This is a genomic window from Paraburkholderia silvatlantica, assembly GCF_003096715.1.
In the GTDB taxonomy this organism is placed as follows: Bacteria; Pseudomonadota; Gammaproteobacteria; order Burkholderiales; family Burkholderiaceae; genus Paraburkholderia; species Paraburkholderia silvatlantica.
The window spans coordinates 113,241-128,972 of record NZ_QEOL01000018.1 but is presented as its reverse complement, the minus strand read 5'-3'; the positions used below and the strand labels follow the sequence as shown (position 1 = coordinate 128,972).

The following is a 15,732-nucleotide window of genomic DNA, read 5'->3' as shown; positions in this document are numbered from 1 at the left end:
CGCTGCGCTTCAAGGTTCGAGCAGACGTTGCAGCCGCAACTCTTCGAGATCGAGTTCGGATTCGATGCGATGCAGAACCGCATCGTCCACCTTGCCGGCGCGGTGCAGGTCGAGCAGCGTCGCGCGCGACACGCCGACGAGTTCGAGCTCGACGCGCAGGAAGCGCGCGCGGTGCTCGACTCGATCGGTGCCGGACGCGTGCGCATTCTGGTTGGCGTTCACGCGAACCTGGTATTCGGCGAGCAGGCGCTCCAGTGTGGCGCGCTCGATACCCGACGGGCGCTTGCCGATTTCATCGAGCGCGGCAAGAGATGCACCGAACGTTTGTGCGCGCGCCTCGTGCTCGGACATGGTATGGCGCGCGGCGGGGCGCAGCTTCAGCAGCCGGATGAGCGGTGCAAGACTGCCGCCCTGCACGACGAGCGTTGTGATGATGAGCAGGAAGGTGCTGAACACGATCAGGTCGCGGCCCGGGAAATTGCCAGGCAGCGCAATCGCGGCGGCGAGGCTCACGACGCCGCGCATGCCGGCCCAACTGAGCACCACGGCCTCGGCGAAGGACCACGGTTGGCCGCCCGTCCGGCTTGCGCGCAACCTGCCTGGCAGCCAGATGGCGGCGAATACCCAGACGGGGCGCGCGGCGATGGCCGCCGCGGTCGCGGGCAACGCGACATGCAGCCCGGCCGCCAGCACCGCGCCTTCGTGATTCACGCCCGCGAGAATGCCGTGCAACGCGAGGCCGATCAGGACAAAGACAAGCGCGTCGAGCACGAACACGATCGCTTCCCATGTCGACTTGGCCTTGATGCGCATGTCGGCGTCGAATACCCGGTGCTGGCGCACACCGAGCACGAGCCCGCAGGTCACCACCGAGAGCACGCCCGATCCGTGCACGGCCTCGGCAATGCCGTAGCTCGCCCACGCCATCATGAAGGTCACGACGATGCCGAGCATCGGATCGCGCAGACGCGGTAGCACCCAGCACATGGCCTGGCCGCAGGCGAGCCCTACGGCGACGCCGATCAACGTGAGCCCGAAGAACATCCCCGTTGCGCTCGCGGCGGTGATGGAGGCCGCCAGCGCGGCAGAAACGGCCATCTGATAGAGCAGCAGACCAGAGGCGTCGTTCACGAGACTTTCGCCTTCGAGCACGGCCATGAGTCTTCCGGGCAGTGGATTGCGCTGGAGAATCGCTTTTGCGGCGACCGCGTCGGGAGGCGAGACGATTGCGCCAAGCGTGAAGCAGGCGGCCCAGGACAGGTCCGGGTTGAAGGCGCGTACGGCCACCGCAACGGCAACTGTGGTGAACGTGACCGCCCCGAGCACGAGCGAGGCGATGGTGGAGAACTCCCGGCGGAATTCCTTCCATGCCGTGTAGAACGAACTCGACATGAGCAGTGGCGGCAGCACGGCCGCGAGCAGCAGGTCGGGGTCCATGTCGGGCACGCGCTTGCCAGCGACGGCGACCACGCAGCCGCCCAGCAGCAGCACGACGGCCGGCGGGATCGAGGCGCGCCCGGCGAGCCAGGTTAGCGCGCCCGCGCCACAGATCAGCAACAGCAGGTAGTGAAACAGCTCGACGTTGCTCATCCGCGTGCCGGGACGAGAAGCAGTGCGGGAATAGGTATATGGCGATGCGTCACGATGATTGCCGGTCCCTCGCCGCAGCGTCGGATACTTGAGCGCCCGGCAGCGAGCCGAACATATGCTGGCCGCACTTTGCTTCGCGCCACGCCGCGCGCGGCTTGTCGCCCGAGAGCATGCGGCGCGCGAGCGGAAGGATCTGTTCGCCAGCCAGCATGCCTAGCAGCCCCACCAGTGCGATGGTGGGCGGTGCCGGCGACTGCACGCCAATCGCGTAATAGACGATGCCGATAAGGATACCTGCGAGCAGCGAAAGAATATACGGTTTCATGATACGGATCTCGTCGATGGCCGCTGTATGGAAAGACGTTGCACGGCAGGTTCTTCGCAAGCGTATCGGATTTTTATAATCGGGAAAAGACGTATTCAGATTATTTAAGGGTAAATTTTCTGGAATTAGATTAATTCCATTTTTTAGTTGTTGAATATCCTCTTTAGCGTGTCAAATGGGCGCAGCTGGCTGACGATAACGCCAGCGCAATACACCCTGGCCACTCCCGGTTATCGCCGCGAGGTAGCGTCTCTTCTCCCCGGTTGAAAGGAAATACCAATCATGAGCAATCCGAAGCTTGAAGTCCTCACTCCGCAGAACAGCCAGCTGATCATCATCGATCAACAACCGCAAATGGCCTTCGGTGTGCAGTCGATCGATCGTCAGGCGCTGAAGAACAACGTCGTCGCGCTTGCCAAGGCGGCCAAGGTGTTCGATGTTCCGACCACGATCACCTCAGTCGAAACGGAAAGCTTCTCGGGCTATACGTACCCTGAACTGCTCGACGTGTTCCCGAAACACAAATTGCTGGAGCGCACGTCCATGAACTCGTGGGACGACCAGAAGGTCCGCGATGCACTCAAGGCAAATGGCCGAAAGAAGGTGGTCGTGGCGGGTCTCTGGACGGAAGTCTGCAATACGACGTTCGCGTTGTGCGCCATGCTCGAAGGGGACTACGAAATCTACATGGTGGCTGATGCTTCGGGCGGTACGTCGAAGGATGCACACGACTTCGCGATGCAGCGCATGGTTCAGGCCGGCGTCGTGCCCGTCACGTGGCAGCAGGTCATGCTCGAGTGGCAGCGCGACTGGGCCCGCCGCGAAACGTACGACGCGGTCATGGCGATTGCGAAGGAGCATTCGGGCGCGTATGGCATGGGCATCGACTATGCCTACACCATGGTTCACAAAGCCCAGCAGCGCACGGCTGCGCCGCACGAACTGCTTGCGGCAGTGCCGGCAAAGTAATTGCGTTCCTCGCGGCATCTCGATGCCGATGCGGCGCGTTTCATGTAAAGGCGCCGCATCGGCGGGCGCAGGCGGATTCGTGCCGTCAGCGCTCGGACATTGCCCATGGTGCATGAGCCAGATGTTCCACGAGGAAGTCGAGCAATGCCGTGACGCGTGTGGTGCGCATCAAGCCGGGTGGCATGACGAGGTTCACGTTGATGTCGGCGATCGCCCACTCGCCCATGACATGCTCGAGTTCGCCGCGTTGCAGCGCGTCCCACACCAGAAACTCCGGTTGAAGGGCGATGCCCTGGCCGGCGAGCAGCGCAGGCACGATGACGTCGGCGTTGTTGGTGCGGATACGCCCGCGCACAGGCACGGCATGTTCGTCGCCGGACGCCGTGTGGCGAAAGCGCCAGCACTCGGGCGTCGGCAGGTTCGTATAGGTCAGGATGGCGTGCCGTTCGAGATCGCGCGGATGAGCGGGACGTCCATGCTGTTCGAGATAGGCGGGCGCCGCGACGAGCGGACGTCGCACGGTGCAGAGGCGACGCGCGCGCAGCGAGGAATCGCTGAGTTCGGCAATCCGGATTGCGACGTCGAAGCCGCCCGCCACGATGTCGACCAGATGGTCGGTGAGCATGAGTTCGACATCGACGCCGGGGTAGCGCGAGAGGAACTCGGGCAGCAGCGGCGCGAGATAGCGCAGGCCAAACGACATCGGCGCGTTCACGCGCACGACGCCGTGCGGCTCGACCGCGAGTGCCGACGCTTCGCTTTCGAAGTCCTCGGCCTCGGCGAGCACTTGCATTGCGCGCTCACGCAGTTGTTCGCCGGTCGGCGTGAGCGAGAGCTTGCGTGTCGTGCGGTACAGCAGCATGGTGCCGAGCTTTTTCTCGAGGCGGGCGATGGCCTTGGAGACTGTGGGCTGCGAAATGCCGAGCAGATCGGCGGCCTTGGCAAACGAGCCGGTCTCCGCAACACGCAAGAAAATGGCCCAGGCTTCGAGATCAGGGAGATTTTGCATGTTGGAGCATGTCGCAATCGGAACGTCGAGTGGGCCTGCCGCGTCGATGGGGGCGCAACGCCGCTGCGCGGACGCGAAACGGGTCCCGGCGGCACGGGGCGGGATGCAATGCCTCTCATTTTAATCCTTCGAAGAGTCTGAGCGTATGGAAACGTATCTCGTGTCGCTTGGCGCGGGCGCGCTCGCCGGCGTGATCTACAGCGCTATCAAGGTCCGCTCGCCGGCGCCGCCGCTCGTCGCCCTCATTGGTTTGCTGGGCATGGTAATTGGCGCGCAGGCCATCCCAATCCTCAAGCCGTTGTTCGGCTTTTAATCGAAGTACGTGAAGCGAGGAAACGCACATGTGTGCAACCGCCACCCATCCTGATCTCATTCTGCATAACGGACGGTTCACTACGCTCGACCGTTCGAACCCGACTGCCACTGCCGTGGCGATTGCCGAAGGCCGCTTCGTGGCAGTGGGCAGCGATGCCGAACTCATGCCGCTCGCGGGCAGCGCGACCCGAGTCGTCGATCTTGGCGGCCGGCCGGCACTTCCTGGCTTGATCGACAATCACCTGCATTTGATTCGTGGCGGCCTCAACTACAACATGGAATTGCGCTGGGACGGCGTTCGCTCGCTCGCCATTGCCATGGAAATGCTCAAGCAGCAGGTCGCGATCACGCCCGCGCCGCAATGGGTGCGTGTGGTTGGCGGCTTCACCGAACATCAGTTCGAAGAGAAGCGTCTGCCGACCATCGAAGAGCTCAACGCCGTGGCGCCCGATACGCCCGTATTCATCCTTCATTTGTACGACCGCGCGCTGCTCAACGCAGCGGCCCTGCGCGTAGTGGGCTATACGAAGGAAACGCCCGAGCCGCCTGGCGGCACGATCCTGCGCGACAGCGCGGGCAACCCCACCGGTCTGCTGCTCGCGAATCCCAATGCCTCGATCCTCTATGCGACGCTCGCGAAAGGTCCGAAGCTGCCGCCCGAATATCAGTACAATTCGACGCGCCACTTCATGCGTGAACTGAACCGACTTGGCGTGACGGGTGCAATCGACGCGGGCGGCGGATCGCAGAACTATCCCGACGATTACGGAGTCATCCGCAAACTCCACGAGGCGGGCGAGATGACGGTGCGCATCGCGTACAACCTCTTCACGCAAAAGCCGAATGCCGAAAAGGAAGACTTCGTGAACTGGACACGCACGGTCAAGTATCACGATGGTTCGGATTACTTCCGGCATAACGGCGCGGGCGAAATGCTCGTGTTCTCGGCGGCCGACTTCGAGGACTTCCGTGTTGCGCGCCCCGAGTTGCCGCCGGGGATGGAGGGCGAACTCGAAGGCGTGGTGCGCGTGCTGGCGCAGAACCGCTGGCCGTGGCGGTTGCATGCCACCTACGACGAAACCATCAGCCGCGCGCTCGACGTGTTCGAGAAGGTCAATCAGGACATTCCGCTCGCAGGCATCAACTGGTTCTTCGACCACGCGGAAACCGTTTCCGGGCGCTCGATGGACCGCATCGCCGCGCTGGGCGGCGGCATCGCGGTGCAGCATCGCATGGCCTACCAGGGCGAGTATTTCGTCGAGCGTTACGGCGCGCAGGCGGCGGAAGCCACCCCGCCCGTCGCGAAGATGCTTGCCAAGGGCATCAAGGTTTCGGCCGGTACCGACGCCACGCGCGTGGCCTCGTACAACCCGTGGGTGTCCCTTGCGTGGCTCGTGACCGGCAAGACGGTCGGCGGCCTGCGGATGTATCCGCAGCGCAATCTGCTCGATCGCGAAACTGCGTTGCGCATGTGGACAGAGTACGTCACCTGGTTCTCGAACGAAGAAGGCCGCAAAGGCCGCATCGCGGTTGGGCAACTCGCCGACCTGATGGTGCCGGACCGCGACTTCTTTGCGTGCGCCGAAGACGATATCGCCGCGACGACGGCATTGCTCACGGTCGTGGGCGGCAGGATCGTCTGGGGCGCGGGCCCGTTCTCGCAATACGACGCGCCGATTCCACCTGCCATGCCGGACTGGTCGCCGGTGCGCCAGTACGGCGGCTATGGCGGCTGGGGTGCAACGCAGCGTGAAGGCTCGCCGTTGCAGCGCGCCGCAGCGGCGGCGATGTGTGCTTGCGCGAACGCTTGCGACGTGCATGGCCACGGCCACGCGAGCGCATGGGGCAGCACGCTGCCGACCTCGGATGCCAAGGGCTTCTGGGGCGCGCTAGGCTGCTCCTGCTGGGCGATCTGACATGGCGGTGCTGAGCGGCCGTCGCAACCCCGCATGGGTGCGTGCGCTGCTTTCGCAGTGGTGGGCCGCTCCGCTCATGCGCCTCGCACTGGTGTCCGCGTATCTGATCGGCGGCGTCAACAAGGCGCTGCATTTCGACAGCGCCATCGCGGAGCAGGCGCATTTCGGCCTGCATCCGCCCGCGCTGTGGGCGGCGCTTGCGATCGTGGTCGAGGTTGGTGGATCGCTGTGCATCGTCCTGCGCCGCTTCGTCTGGATTGGCGCGGGCGGCCTCGGTATGCTCACAGCCGTGGCGATGCTGGTCGCCAACGACTTCTGGAACCAGACCGGCACTGCACGCTTCATCGAACTCAACAGCTTTTTCGAGCATATGGGACTGATCGCGGCGCTCGTGCTCGCGACGATGCTCTGCGATGCGCAACCCGCATCCTGCAACAGCCGGGCATGATTGACCGGCAAAATGAAACATCAAGGAAATCCCGTTATGAAAGCCATTCGCTCTGTACTCGTTGTCCTGATGATCGCGGGCGGTCTTGTCGCCGCGCCCGTGTCGTTCGCGAAACCGCCGGTGCTCCCGGCGCAGGCGCCATGGGTTGCGGTCGGCCCGCAGTACGACACGACCCATGTGTACGTTGCTCCGGAAGATTTCGACCGCTTCACTGACAGCTTCGTGGCGACATTCGGCGGCAGCAAGTCGAAGCAGGGCGTGTTCCAGGTCACGCCGACACCGAGCCAGACGATGTCGCAACTCGTTTTCACGCCGGTGGGCACGATCTCCGTGTTCGGCTTCAAGACGCCCACGCCCTGGCCCTTCGGCGCCGAGCGCACGGGCTACCTTGTGACCGACATGGACGCGGCGATGAAATCGGCGCGCGCACTCGGAGCGGACGTGATCGTCGATACGTTCCCCGATCCGATCGGCCGCGACGCGGTCGTCACGTGGCCGGGCGGCGTCAACATGCAACTCTACTGGCATACCCAGGCGCCGCATTACGATCCGCTCCAGACCGTGCCAGAGAATCGCGTGTACGTGTCGCCGCAAAGCCTGCACAAGCTGGTTCATGCCTATGTCAACTTCTCGCACGGCAAGGTGGTGTCCGACGAAGCCAACGCACCGGGCGTCGAAATCGGACGGCCGAACGACACCTATCGCCGCATCCGCATTGAATCGGGCTTCGGGAAGATGACCGTGCTCGTGACCGACGGCCATCTGCCTTATCCGTTCGGGCGGGAAATGACGGGCTACGAAGTGGCGAATCTTGCCGAGACGCTGGAGAAGGCAAAGGCCGCGGGCGTCAGCGTGCTCGTTGCGCCGTACACCTCAGAAGGACGCGCCTCCGCGATCGTCCAGTTCCCGGGCGGCTATATCGCCGAGATTCACGCTAACGCCGCGAAATGAAACACGAGGACACGATACTCGCCGCCATCGCCGGATTCGTCGATACGCTGAGCTTCGTGGCGCTGTTCGGGTTGTTCACCGCGCACGTCACAGGCAACTTCGTGCTGATCGGCGCCGGCATTGCAGGCTATGGCAAGGGCGTCGTGCTCAAGCTGATCGTGTTTCCCGCATTCATCGGCGGGGTTGTTCTCAGCAGCCTGCTGGTGCGGTCGCTCCCCGAGGCGTATGCACGTCAGGGCGCGCGCCTGCTACATCTGGTGCAAGCCGTGCTCATGGTCGGCTTTTGCCTCGCGGGTGTCTGGGCGACGCCGGTCAGCGGGCCCGACAGCCTGCCGGTCATCGTGGCCGGTGTGGTCGGTGCGTTTGCGATGGGCGTGCAGAACGCGCATCCGCGCCTGATCCAGCGTGCCGGTGTGCCGAATACCGTGATGACGGGCAACGTCACCCAAGCCATCCTCGACGTAGTCGACATGCTGTCCGCGAGTACGGCCGGGAGCGCACGCGACGCCGCACGTGCGCGCTTGGGGAAGATGATGCCGGCCATCGTCGCATTTGCGATCGGCGCGGTGGCTGGCGCGCTGGCATTGCGCTACGCAGGCTTTTGGGCGCTGCTCGCGCCGGCGTGCGCGCTTGCGGGACTCGCGTTGACCACCGGCGCATACGAGCGTGCGGCGACGCCGGGGCACACGTGAAGCAAGGTGAGCCGGTCGGACACTTCCAATCACAAGCCGGCAACGGCAAGGAAACTCATGGTATCGAGCACGATGCGAGGGCGGCGGTTCGAAAAGGCCGCCAGCGCGACGGCCGTCGCAGGGCTGTTGCTGACGGCCGCCGATGCGGCGTTCGCGCAAACAGATAGCATCCAGGCCGTCGCCACGTGCGACGTCAAACGTCCTGTCGTCATGTTCAATCGCTGGCAGGAAGACTGGTCCGTGCTCGCCAATCCGTGCGTTGCGCGCAAGCCGCTCGACGGCCTAAAGTACATCCCGCTCGGCGGCGACCCCTCGTCATATCTTTCGCTCGGCGCGAATCTGCGCGAGCGGATCGAAAGCAATAACGCGCCGTTGTTCGGCATCGGTTCCGCGCAGTCGGACACGTACCTGCTCCAGCGCGTGGAAGTGCACGCCGACGCGCATCTCGCACAGCACTGGCAGTTCTTCGTGCAACTCGAGGACGCCCGTCCATTCGGCAAGAACGCGGTTACGCCCGTGGACAAGAATCCGCTCGATGTCGAGCAGGCATTCGTGACCTATACGGGCGCGCTCGGCGGCGGCACGGTCAAGGTTCGCATTGGCCGCCAGGAAATGGCGTTCGACTTGCAGCGTTTCATTTCCGTGCGTGATGGCCCGAACGTGCGCCAGGCCTTCGACGCAGTCTGGGCCGACTACGAATATCGGAAGTGGCGCTTCATTGCGTACGCGACGCAGCCCGTGCAGTACCGCGACGCGACCGTGTTCGACGACGTGTCGAATCGCGATCTCACCTTCAGCGGCGTGCGTTTCGAGCGCCAGTCGGTGGGGCCCGGCGATCTGTCCGGCTACTGGTCCCGCTATAACCGCAGCAACGCGCGATATCTCGATGCGAGCGGCGCCGAGCGCCGTGACGTATGGGACTTGCGTTACACCGGCACGCAGGGGCGCTTCGACTGGGACGCCGAAGGCATGTTGCAGACGGGTACGGTCGGCAACAGCACGATCGGCGCGTGGGCGGTAGGCACGATCGCGGGCTACCAGCTCGACATGCCCTGGTCGCCGCGCATCGGGCTGCAAGTCGATGCGGCTTCGGGCGACCGGCATCCACACGATGGCCGGATCGGCACCTTCAACCCGCTGTTTCCCAACGGCTACTACTTCACGCTGGCCGGCTATACGGGCTATTCGAACCTGATTCACGTGAAGCCTTCCATCACGCTCAAGCCGACCGCGAATCTCGCGCTGCTTGGTGCGCTGGGTTTCCAGTGGCGCGAGACGACCGGCGACGCCGTGTATCAACAGGGCAGTCAGGTCGTACCCGGCACGGCAGGCAAGGGAAGTCTGTGGACCGGTATGTATGTGCAGTTGCGCGCGGACTGGACGATTGCGGCAAACCTCATTGGTTCGATCGAAGCCGTGCACTTCCAGGTGGGGAACACGATACGCCAGGCGGGCGGTCACAATGCCGACTACGCCGGTATCGAACTCAAGTACGGCTGGTAGGACCTGGCTCGCCCGCCGCCTCCACGTTTCTTGACGACCGGCGGGCGCCGTCAGATTCGTGCCGCTGGCGCGCAAAGCTTTGCCGAAAAACGGGCAAGCCGCCTTTCAGAGCATTGGCGAATGCAGATGGTCGGGATGATCGAGCATGTCCGCCACGAGGTGCAGCGACTCCTCCATCGCGGTTGCATCGCCGGGCCCGCCAAGGCAGATGCGCACGGCGTTGGGCGGATTGCCATCGGTGCTGAACGCCGCGCCCGAGACCACGCCAATCTGCTTCGTGCGCAAATGTGAGGCGAGTTCCGAAGCACTCCAGCCCGTTTCCGAAGGCACCGTGAGCCAAAGATGAAAACAGTCGCTGGACGCTTCGATTTCGCGCGACGCAAAAACCTGTGCTGCGATGTGCTGGCGTACCGCGCACTCGTTGCGAATGGCCTCGAGCATCTGCTGAGCAACACCGCTTTCGATCCAGCGCGCCGCGAGATGCGACATATACGGGCTCGCCATCACCGTGGTCGCGCGCAGCGCGCCGGAAAGCCGCTCCGCATGACGCGCGCCCGGCGCGACGACGAAGGCCACGCGCAAGCCTGCGCCGAAGCACTTGGACATGCCCGTCACGTAATAGGTGAGTTCGGGCGCGAGCGTGGCGAGCGCGACGGGCGGCGTTTCGCAGAGCATGCCGTAGGCGTCGTCTTCGATGATGGGCACGTTGTAGCGAAGCGCGATATCGGCAATATGCTCGCGGCGGGTTTGCGAGAGCGTGCGCGTGGTCGGATTCTGTAGCGTGGGATTGCAGTAGAGCACGCCGGGCTTGCGCGTCTTGCAGAGCGCTTCGAATGCCGTGGCGTTGAGGCCTTCGTCGTCGCGGGGCAACGGTGCGAGCGGCATGCCCAGCTGATTCGCGATCACTTTCAAACCGGGATACGCGAGGCAATCGGTGCAGATGGCTTCGCCGGGCTTGACGAGCCGCAGCAGCAATGCGACGAGCGCATTATGGATACCGGGGCAGACCAGCAGCGCGTCCGCGCGAAGCGAAGGCAGCGTGTGGCGCAGCCACTGGCTCGCCATGCTGCGCTCGAACTGCGAGCCCCCAAAATCCTGATAACGAAGCATGGACCACGGGTCGGCCGTGCCGATGACCTGCGCTGCCGATTCCGCGAGCAGCGCCGTCAATTCCGGCGGCTCGGGCGGCATGTTCATGGTCATTTCCAGCGCGGTGCCTGCGCGAAGCGGGACCGCAGGCGGCCGTCCTCGCACGTATGAACCGCTGCCCGCGCGCGAATCGATCAAGCCCCGTTTGCGCGCTTCGGCATAGCCGCGCGCGAGCGTGGTGTAATTGATCCTGAGTGCGTCGGAGAGATCGCGCAACGCCGGCAGCCGGTCGCGCGGTCGCAGGCGGCCGCTCGCCACGTCTTCTTCGATGAGATCGGGAATGGTCTGATAAACGGGCTTGTCACTTTCGGCAAGCCGTTTGAGCCAGTGAGCGGTCAGGTTCGACATAGGGCATTACGCAAAAGCGCCTGCGAAGATGGGCTGATTCATTCTAGTGAGAATGAGCAGCGAAAAATAAAACAATTGATTGCAGGTGATCGCATCGAATGATCCGAAATGATGCATGCATGCACCTCAGTCGCATGCGTGTTGCCCAACGCCGGGGCGAACGCGGCGCCGCGCGGATTGCGACCCACATCATCCACGCGCGCCTCGTCAGCGCTTCGTGAGAAATCATCACCCGGATCATTCGCGGCACGCGGCATTGATTGGCGATTGATTGCATGACGCATGCCACTTGATGGCATACCCGTTGCGAAAAGAGAGACGCCGGCCACCGGTCGGCCACAGTCCTCAATCATTGAACGGAGTCATGCAATGCCCGCCATCACCACGCCCGCCCACAAGACCGGTGACTTCCTCGTCGATTACGAAGAGAAGGTCTTCGAGGACGTCAAGGCAGAACGCGGCGAGAAAGCACTCGTCACGTTCCATACCGTCGCGTTCGAAGGTTCCATTGGCTTCGTCAACATGCTCCAGGCCACGCGCCTGCAGCGCAAAGGTTTTGAAACGTCGATCCTGCTTTACGGCCCGGGTGTGATGCTGGGCGTGCAGCGCGGTTTCCCGACGCTCGGGGCCGAAGCCTTTCCGGGCCATCTGAACTTCAACAACCAGTTGATGAAGTTCATGGCCGAAGGCGGCAAGGTCTACGCATGCCGCTTCGCGCTGCAAGCACTCTATGGCCAAAGCGAAGCCGCGCTGATCGAAGGCGTGCGGGCCATCAATCCGCTCGACGTGCTCGACCTGAAGCTGCTGCATCGCAAGTCGAACGCGCTCGTGATCGACACCTGGACGGTTTGAGTTCGCACGGGTATCGCCATGTCGACTCCATCCACGAAGCGCATCGTTCGCGCCGCCGCCGTGCAGATCGCGCCGGATCTCGAATCGTGCACGGGCACGCTCGCGCGTGTCTGCGACGCGATCGTCAGCGCCGCGCGCGAGGGCGTGCAACTGGCCGTGTTTCCCGAAACGTTTCTGCCGTACTACCCGTACTTTTCGTTCGTGCTGCCGCCGGTGCAGTCGGGCACGGAGCATCTGCGGCTGTACGAGCAGGCGGTGACGATACCCGGTCCCGTGACGGAAACCATCGGCGCGCTCGCGCGCGAGCACGGCATGGTGATCGTGCTCGGCGTGAACGAGCGCGATCACGGCAGCCTCTACAACACGCAGTTGATCTTCGATACAGACGGCCAGATCAAGGTGAAGCGGCGCAAGCTCACGCCCACGTTCCATGAGCGAATGATCTGGGGGCAGGGCGACGCAGCCGGCCTGAAGGTCGCGCACACTGCCGTGGGCCGCGTGGGCGCGCTCGCCTGCTGGGAGCACTATAACCCGCTGGCGCGCTACGCGCTGATGACGCAGCACGAGGAGATCCATTGCAGTCAGTTTCCGGGTTCCCTCGTCGGGCCGATCTTCGCCGAGCAGATCGAGGTGACGATCCGCCATCACGCGCTCGAATCGGGGTGTTTTGTTGTGAACGCAACGGGATGGCTGACCGATGCGCAGATCGCCTCCGTCACAGGCGATCCGAAGCTGCAGAAGGCGCTGCGCGGCGGCTGCAATGCGGCGATCGTCTCACCCGAAGGCCAGCATCTCGCCGCGCCGCTGCGCGAAGGCGAGGGCATGGTGATTGCCGATCTCGACATGGCGCTCATCACCAAGCGCAAACGGATGATGGATTCGGTTGGCCACTATGCGCGGCCCGAACTACTCAGTCTCGCGATCAACGAACGGCCCGCCACGCCTGTTTTCTCCTTCGACGACACGCCCGTCACCGCTTCATGGAGCTCCCACGATGAATGCCAGCGTCAATTTCCCGGAATCGAGCCTGCAACTCTTGACTGAACTGCAGTCGAGCGGCCTGCGCCTTGCCGCGCCCGACCACGAGGGGCTGTCGAGGCGTGGCGGCGCAGGGCCGTCCGACCACAAGGCCGTGGTGATCGACGGCGTCACGCTGATGGTGCCCGTGCATACGCACAGCGCGCACCAGTCCGCGTTCGTCGCGAATGCACCCGACGCAAACGGCGTGAGCGTGCTCAAGCGCGGCAGCATCCCCGTCGCGCAGATCGCGTTCGCAAGGCAACCGCGCTTTTACAAGCTGCAAACGCTCGACGGCGTGCCGTATTCGCACATCGCCACATTGCATGGCACCGACGTGCTTGCCACCACGGTGCTGCAAACCTGTATTCGCTACGAGAGCCGCAAGAAGGCCTGCAAGTTCTGTGCGATCGGGCAGTCGCTCGCGGCGGGGCGCACGGTCGCGCACAAGACGCCGGAACAGCTTGCTGAAGTGGCGCGCGCGGCGGTGCTGCTCGACAACGTGAAGCACATGGTGCTCACGACCGGCACGCCGTCCACGCCCGATCGCGGCGCGGCCATCCTGTGCGACAGCGCGCGTGCGATCCGGCGCGCGGTCGATTTGCCGCTTCAGGCGCAATGCGAGCCGCCTGACGACGATGCGTGGTTTGCGCGCATGCGCGAGGCGGGCATCGATTCGCTCGGCATGCATCTGGAAGTGCTGGGGGAGGCCGAGCGCGCGCGCATCATGCCCGGCAAGGCGACGGTGCCAGTGAGCCGGTACATGGCGGCGTTCGAAGCGGCGGTCGAGGTGTTCGGGCGCGGCCAGGTGAGCACCTATATTCTCGCAGGACTCGGCGATTCGCCCGAGCGTGTGCTCGACATGGCTCAGCAACTGCTGCGCATCGGTGTTTATCCGTTCGTCGTGCCGTTCGTGCCCATCTCCGGCACGCCGTTGGAGGATCATGCGCCACCCACGCCGGAATTCATGCGCTCGATACTCGCGCCGCTTGGCACGATGGTGCGCGAGGCCGGCCTGCGCGCAGCCGATATCAAGGCGGGCTGCGGAAAATGCGGTGCGTGTTCTTCGCTCTCTTCGTTCGAAAAGGTGGCGGCATGAACGTCATTCATCCGGTTGCCGGGGACGAGGTCATGGTGGTGCGCTGGGCGCGTTATGCGTGGGAGCGCGAAGCCGCGTTTGCCATTCGCCGCGCCGTGTTCTGCGAGGAGCAGGGCATTTTCGCACACGACGATCGTGACGAGATCGACGCCCACGCGCAACTGCTCGTTGCCGTTCTCGATCCGCACAGCGAGTCGCCGCAAGTGGTCGGCACCGTACGGATTCATCGCGATCATGCGACGGAAGCGACATGGTACGGCTCACGCCTCGCGGTGAGCGCGCCATACCGGCGTCATGGCCGCATTGGCGCGACCCTGATCCGTCTTGCCGTGAGCAGCGCTCGCGCGTTCGGCTGCGAGACGTTTCTCGCGCACGTCCAGGCGCAGAATGCGCCGCTCTTTCGGCGCCTGCACTGGCACACGGTCGAGGAGGCGATGTTCTTCGGGCGCGCGCATCACGCCATGCAGGCCGACCTTGCGCACTATCCTCCCTGCGCCACGCCTTTCGACGGCTTCGTCATCGATCAGCGGAGGGCAGCATGACGCTCGACGAAATCGTAGCGAAGCTGCGTGCGGGCCGCGGCGTCGCGCACAAGGCCGATATCGCGCCGATGCTGGCCGCACTGGATGCAGACAACGCGGTGATGGCGGCGGGCGACGACTGTGCCGCCATACCCGATGGCGACGGGTATCTGCTTTTCGCCGCCGAAGGCATGGTAACCGACCTGATCGAGGCGATGCCGTGGTTCGCGGGCTACTGCTCGGTGCTCGTGAACGTCAGCGACGTGTGCGCGATGGGGGGGCGGCCGATTGCCGTCGTCGATGTGATCTGGAGCGATGGCGTCGAACCCGCCGCGCCGGTGCTCGAAGGTATGGCGGCGGCGGCGCGGCAACTGGGCGTGCCGATCGTGGGCGGCCATAGCAATGCGCGCAGCGAGCGCACGCAACTCGCCGTGGCAATACTGGGTCGAGCGAAAAATCTGCTCTCGAGCTTTGCGGCCCGGGCTGGCGAGAAGCTGCTCATGGCCGTGGACCTGCGCGGCGCATTCGTGGAGCCGTATCCATACTGGAACGCCGCGACCGAGGCGCCCGCGCAACGTCTGCGCGGCGACCTGGCGGTGCTCGCGGAACTTGCCGAAAGCGGGCTCTGCGCGGCTGCAAAAGACATCAGCATGGCGGGCATCGCAGGAACCGCGATGATGCTCGCCGAGTGCTCGCGCGTGGGCGTGCGCATCGATCTCGATCGATTACCCAGGCCCGCGGACGTGCCGCTCGCGCGCTGGCTGGAGATTTTCCCGAGCTTTGGCTATTTGCTGAGCGTGCGGGACGAGCACGTCGATGCGGTCATTGCGCGTTTTCAGGCGCGGAACATCGCGTGTGCGCAGATCGGCGAGATTCACGGCGAGCCCTCCATCGACCTGCAACTCGGCGACGAAACGCGCAGCGTCTGGCGTCTCGATGCGCAACCGTTCATCGTGCCTGCCGACCGGCGCGCGACGCGCGCGTTCGAGCAGTTGGCAGTTTGATCATCTATCCGAGTGTCCCTCGCG

General features: G+C 64.2%; 16 protein-coding genes. 12 read left to right on the top strand and 4 right to left on the bottom strand.

Going from position 1 to position 15,732, the window contains the following annotated elements; genetic code table 11:
• Positions 1 to 9: 9 nt before the first annotated feature.
• Together C7411_RS23035 and C7411_RS23030 are read right to left on the bottom strand one after the other, a co-directional pair.
• The gene (locus tag C7411_RS23035; protein WP_110386357.1) at positions 10 to 1,590 is read right to left on the bottom strand and encodes a cation:proton antiporter; all 1,581 of its coding nucleotides are present in this window, start codon (positions 1,588 to 1,590) and stop codon (positions 10 to 12) included.
• Between the two features lie 49 nt (positions 1,591 to 1,639).
• Positions 1,640 to 1,915 carry a XapX domain-containing protein gene (locus tag C7411_RS23030; protein ID WP_110386356.1) on the bottom strand — a complete coding sequence of 92 codons (276 nt, stop codon included), beginning with the start codon at positions 1,913 to 1,915 and terminating at the stop codon, positions 1,640 to 1,642.
• A 282-nt stretch (positions 1,916 to 2,197) separates the two neighbouring features.
• On the opposite strand from C7411_RS23030, the gene C7411_RS23025 reads away from it, so the two are divergent.
• Positions 2,198 to 2,884: a hydrolase gene (locus tag C7411_RS23025; protein ID WP_110386355.1), complete on the top strand. Its 687-nt coding sequence runs from the start codon at positions 2,198 to 2,200 to the stop codon at positions 2,882 to 2,884.
• A gap of 85 nt (positions 2,885 to 2,969) precedes the next feature.
• Here C7411_RS23025 and C7411_RS23020 read toward each other — a convergent pair whose 3' ends face one another.
• The gene (locus tag C7411_RS23020; protein WP_110386354.1) at positions 2,970 to 3,893 is read right to left on the bottom strand and encodes a LysR family transcriptional regulator; all 924 of its coding nucleotides are present in this window, start codon (positions 3,891 to 3,893) and stop codon (positions 2,970 to 2,972) included.
• 145 nt (positions 3,894 to 4,038) lie between these two features.
• Here C7411_RS23020 and C7411_RS23015 point away from each other — a divergent pair, with 145 nt between their 5' ends.
• The 6 genes from C7411_RS23015 to C7411_RS22990 are packed head-to-tail and all read left to right on the top strand — an operon-like array spanning position 4,039 to position 9,718.
• A complete protein-coding gene (locus tag C7411_RS23015) occupies positions 4,039 to 4,206 on the top strand; it encodes a DUF1427 family protein (protein ID WP_110386353.1) in 168 nt (55 codons plus the stop codon).
• A gap of 28 nt (positions 4,207 to 4,234) precedes the next feature.
• On the top strand, positions 4,235 to 6,124 hold the full coding sequence (locus C7411_RS23010; RefSeq protein ID WP_110386352.1) for an amidohydrolase: 1,890 nt from the start codon (positions 4,235 to 4,237) through the stop codon (positions 6,122 to 6,124).
• Position 6,125: 1 nt separating this feature from the next.
• Entirely contained in the window at positions 6,126 to 6,572 is a 447-nt protein-coding gene (locus C7411_RS23005; RefSeq protein WP_110386351.1) for a DoxX family protein, read from the top strand.
• Positions 6,573 to 6,608: 36 nt separating this feature from the next.
• The gene (locus C7411_RS23000) at positions 6,609 to 7,523 is read left to right on the top strand and encodes a glyoxalase (protein ID WP_110386350.1); all 915 of its coding nucleotides are present in this window, start codon (positions 6,609 to 6,611) and stop codon (positions 7,521 to 7,523) included.
• Positions 7,520 to 8,215: a YoaK family protein gene (locus C7411_RS22995; RefSeq protein WP_110386349.1), complete on the top strand. Its 696-nt coding sequence runs from the start codon at positions 7,520 to 7,522 to the stop codon at positions 8,213 to 8,215. Before C7411_RS23000 ends, C7411_RS22995 begins: the two co-directional genes overlap by 4 nt.
• Before the next feature lie 57 nt (positions 8,216 to 8,272).
• Positions 8,273 to 9,718, top strand: coding sequence for an alginate export family protein (locus tag C7411_RS22990; protein WP_110386348.1), 1,446 nt, complete (start codon positions 8,273 to 8,275; stop codon positions 9,716 to 9,718).
• A 105-nt stretch (positions 9,719 to 9,823) separates the two neighbouring features.
• Here the strand turns inward: C7411_RS22990 and C7411_RS22985 are convergent, their stop codons facing one another.
• Complete coding sequence (locus C7411_RS22985; RefSeq protein WP_110386347.1) at positions 9,824 to 11,215, bottom strand: aminotransferase-like domain-containing protein; 1,392 nt, start codon at positions 11,213 to 11,215, stop codon at positions 9,824 to 9,826.
• Between the two features lie 369 nt (positions 11,216 to 11,584).
• Here C7411_RS22985 and C7411_RS22980 point away from each other — a divergent pair, with 369 nt between their 5' ends.
• From C7411_RS22980 to C7411_RS22960, 5 genes are read left to right on the top strand one after another with little or no spacing between them, the layout of a single operon-like run.
• Positions 11,585 to 12,067 carry an MSMEG_0572/Sll0783 family nitrogen starvation response protein gene (locus C7411_RS22980; protein ID WP_042263177.1) on the top strand — a complete coding sequence of 161 codons (483 nt, stop codon included), beginning with the start codon at positions 11,585 to 11,587 and terminating at the stop codon, positions 12,065 to 12,067.
• A gap of 18 nt (positions 12,068 to 12,085) precedes the next feature.
• The gene (locus tag C7411_RS22975) at positions 12,086 to 13,111 is read left to right on the top strand and encodes a Nit6803 family nitrilase (RefSeq protein ID WP_110386346.1); all 1,026 of its coding nucleotides are present in this window, start codon (positions 12,086 to 12,088) and stop codon (positions 13,109 to 13,111) included.
• A complete protein-coding gene (locus C7411_RS22970; protein ID WP_110386345.1) occupies positions 13,062 to 14,183 on the top strand; it encodes an MSMEG_0568 family radical SAM protein in 1,122 nt (373 codons plus the stop codon). Before C7411_RS22975 ends, C7411_RS22970 begins: the two co-directional genes overlap by 50 nt.
• Positions 14,180 to 14,725 carry an MSMEG_0567/Sll0786 family nitrogen starvation N-acetyltransferase gene (locus C7411_RS22965; protein WP_243413297.1) on the top strand — a complete coding sequence of 182 codons (546 nt, stop codon included), beginning with the start codon at positions 14,180 to 14,182 and terminating at the stop codon, positions 14,723 to 14,725. Before C7411_RS22970 ends, C7411_RS22965 begins: the two co-directional genes overlap by 4 nt.
• Positions 14,722 to 15,708, top strand: a complete 987-nt coding sequence (locus tag C7411_RS22960; RefSeq protein WP_110386343.1) for a sll0787 family AIR synthase-like protein — start codon at positions 14,722 to 14,724, stop codon at positions 15,706 to 15,708. The genes C7411_RS22965 and C7411_RS22960 overlap by 4 nt, the downstream gene beginning before the upstream one ends.
• Positions 15,709 to 15,732 lie beyond the last annotated feature (24 nt).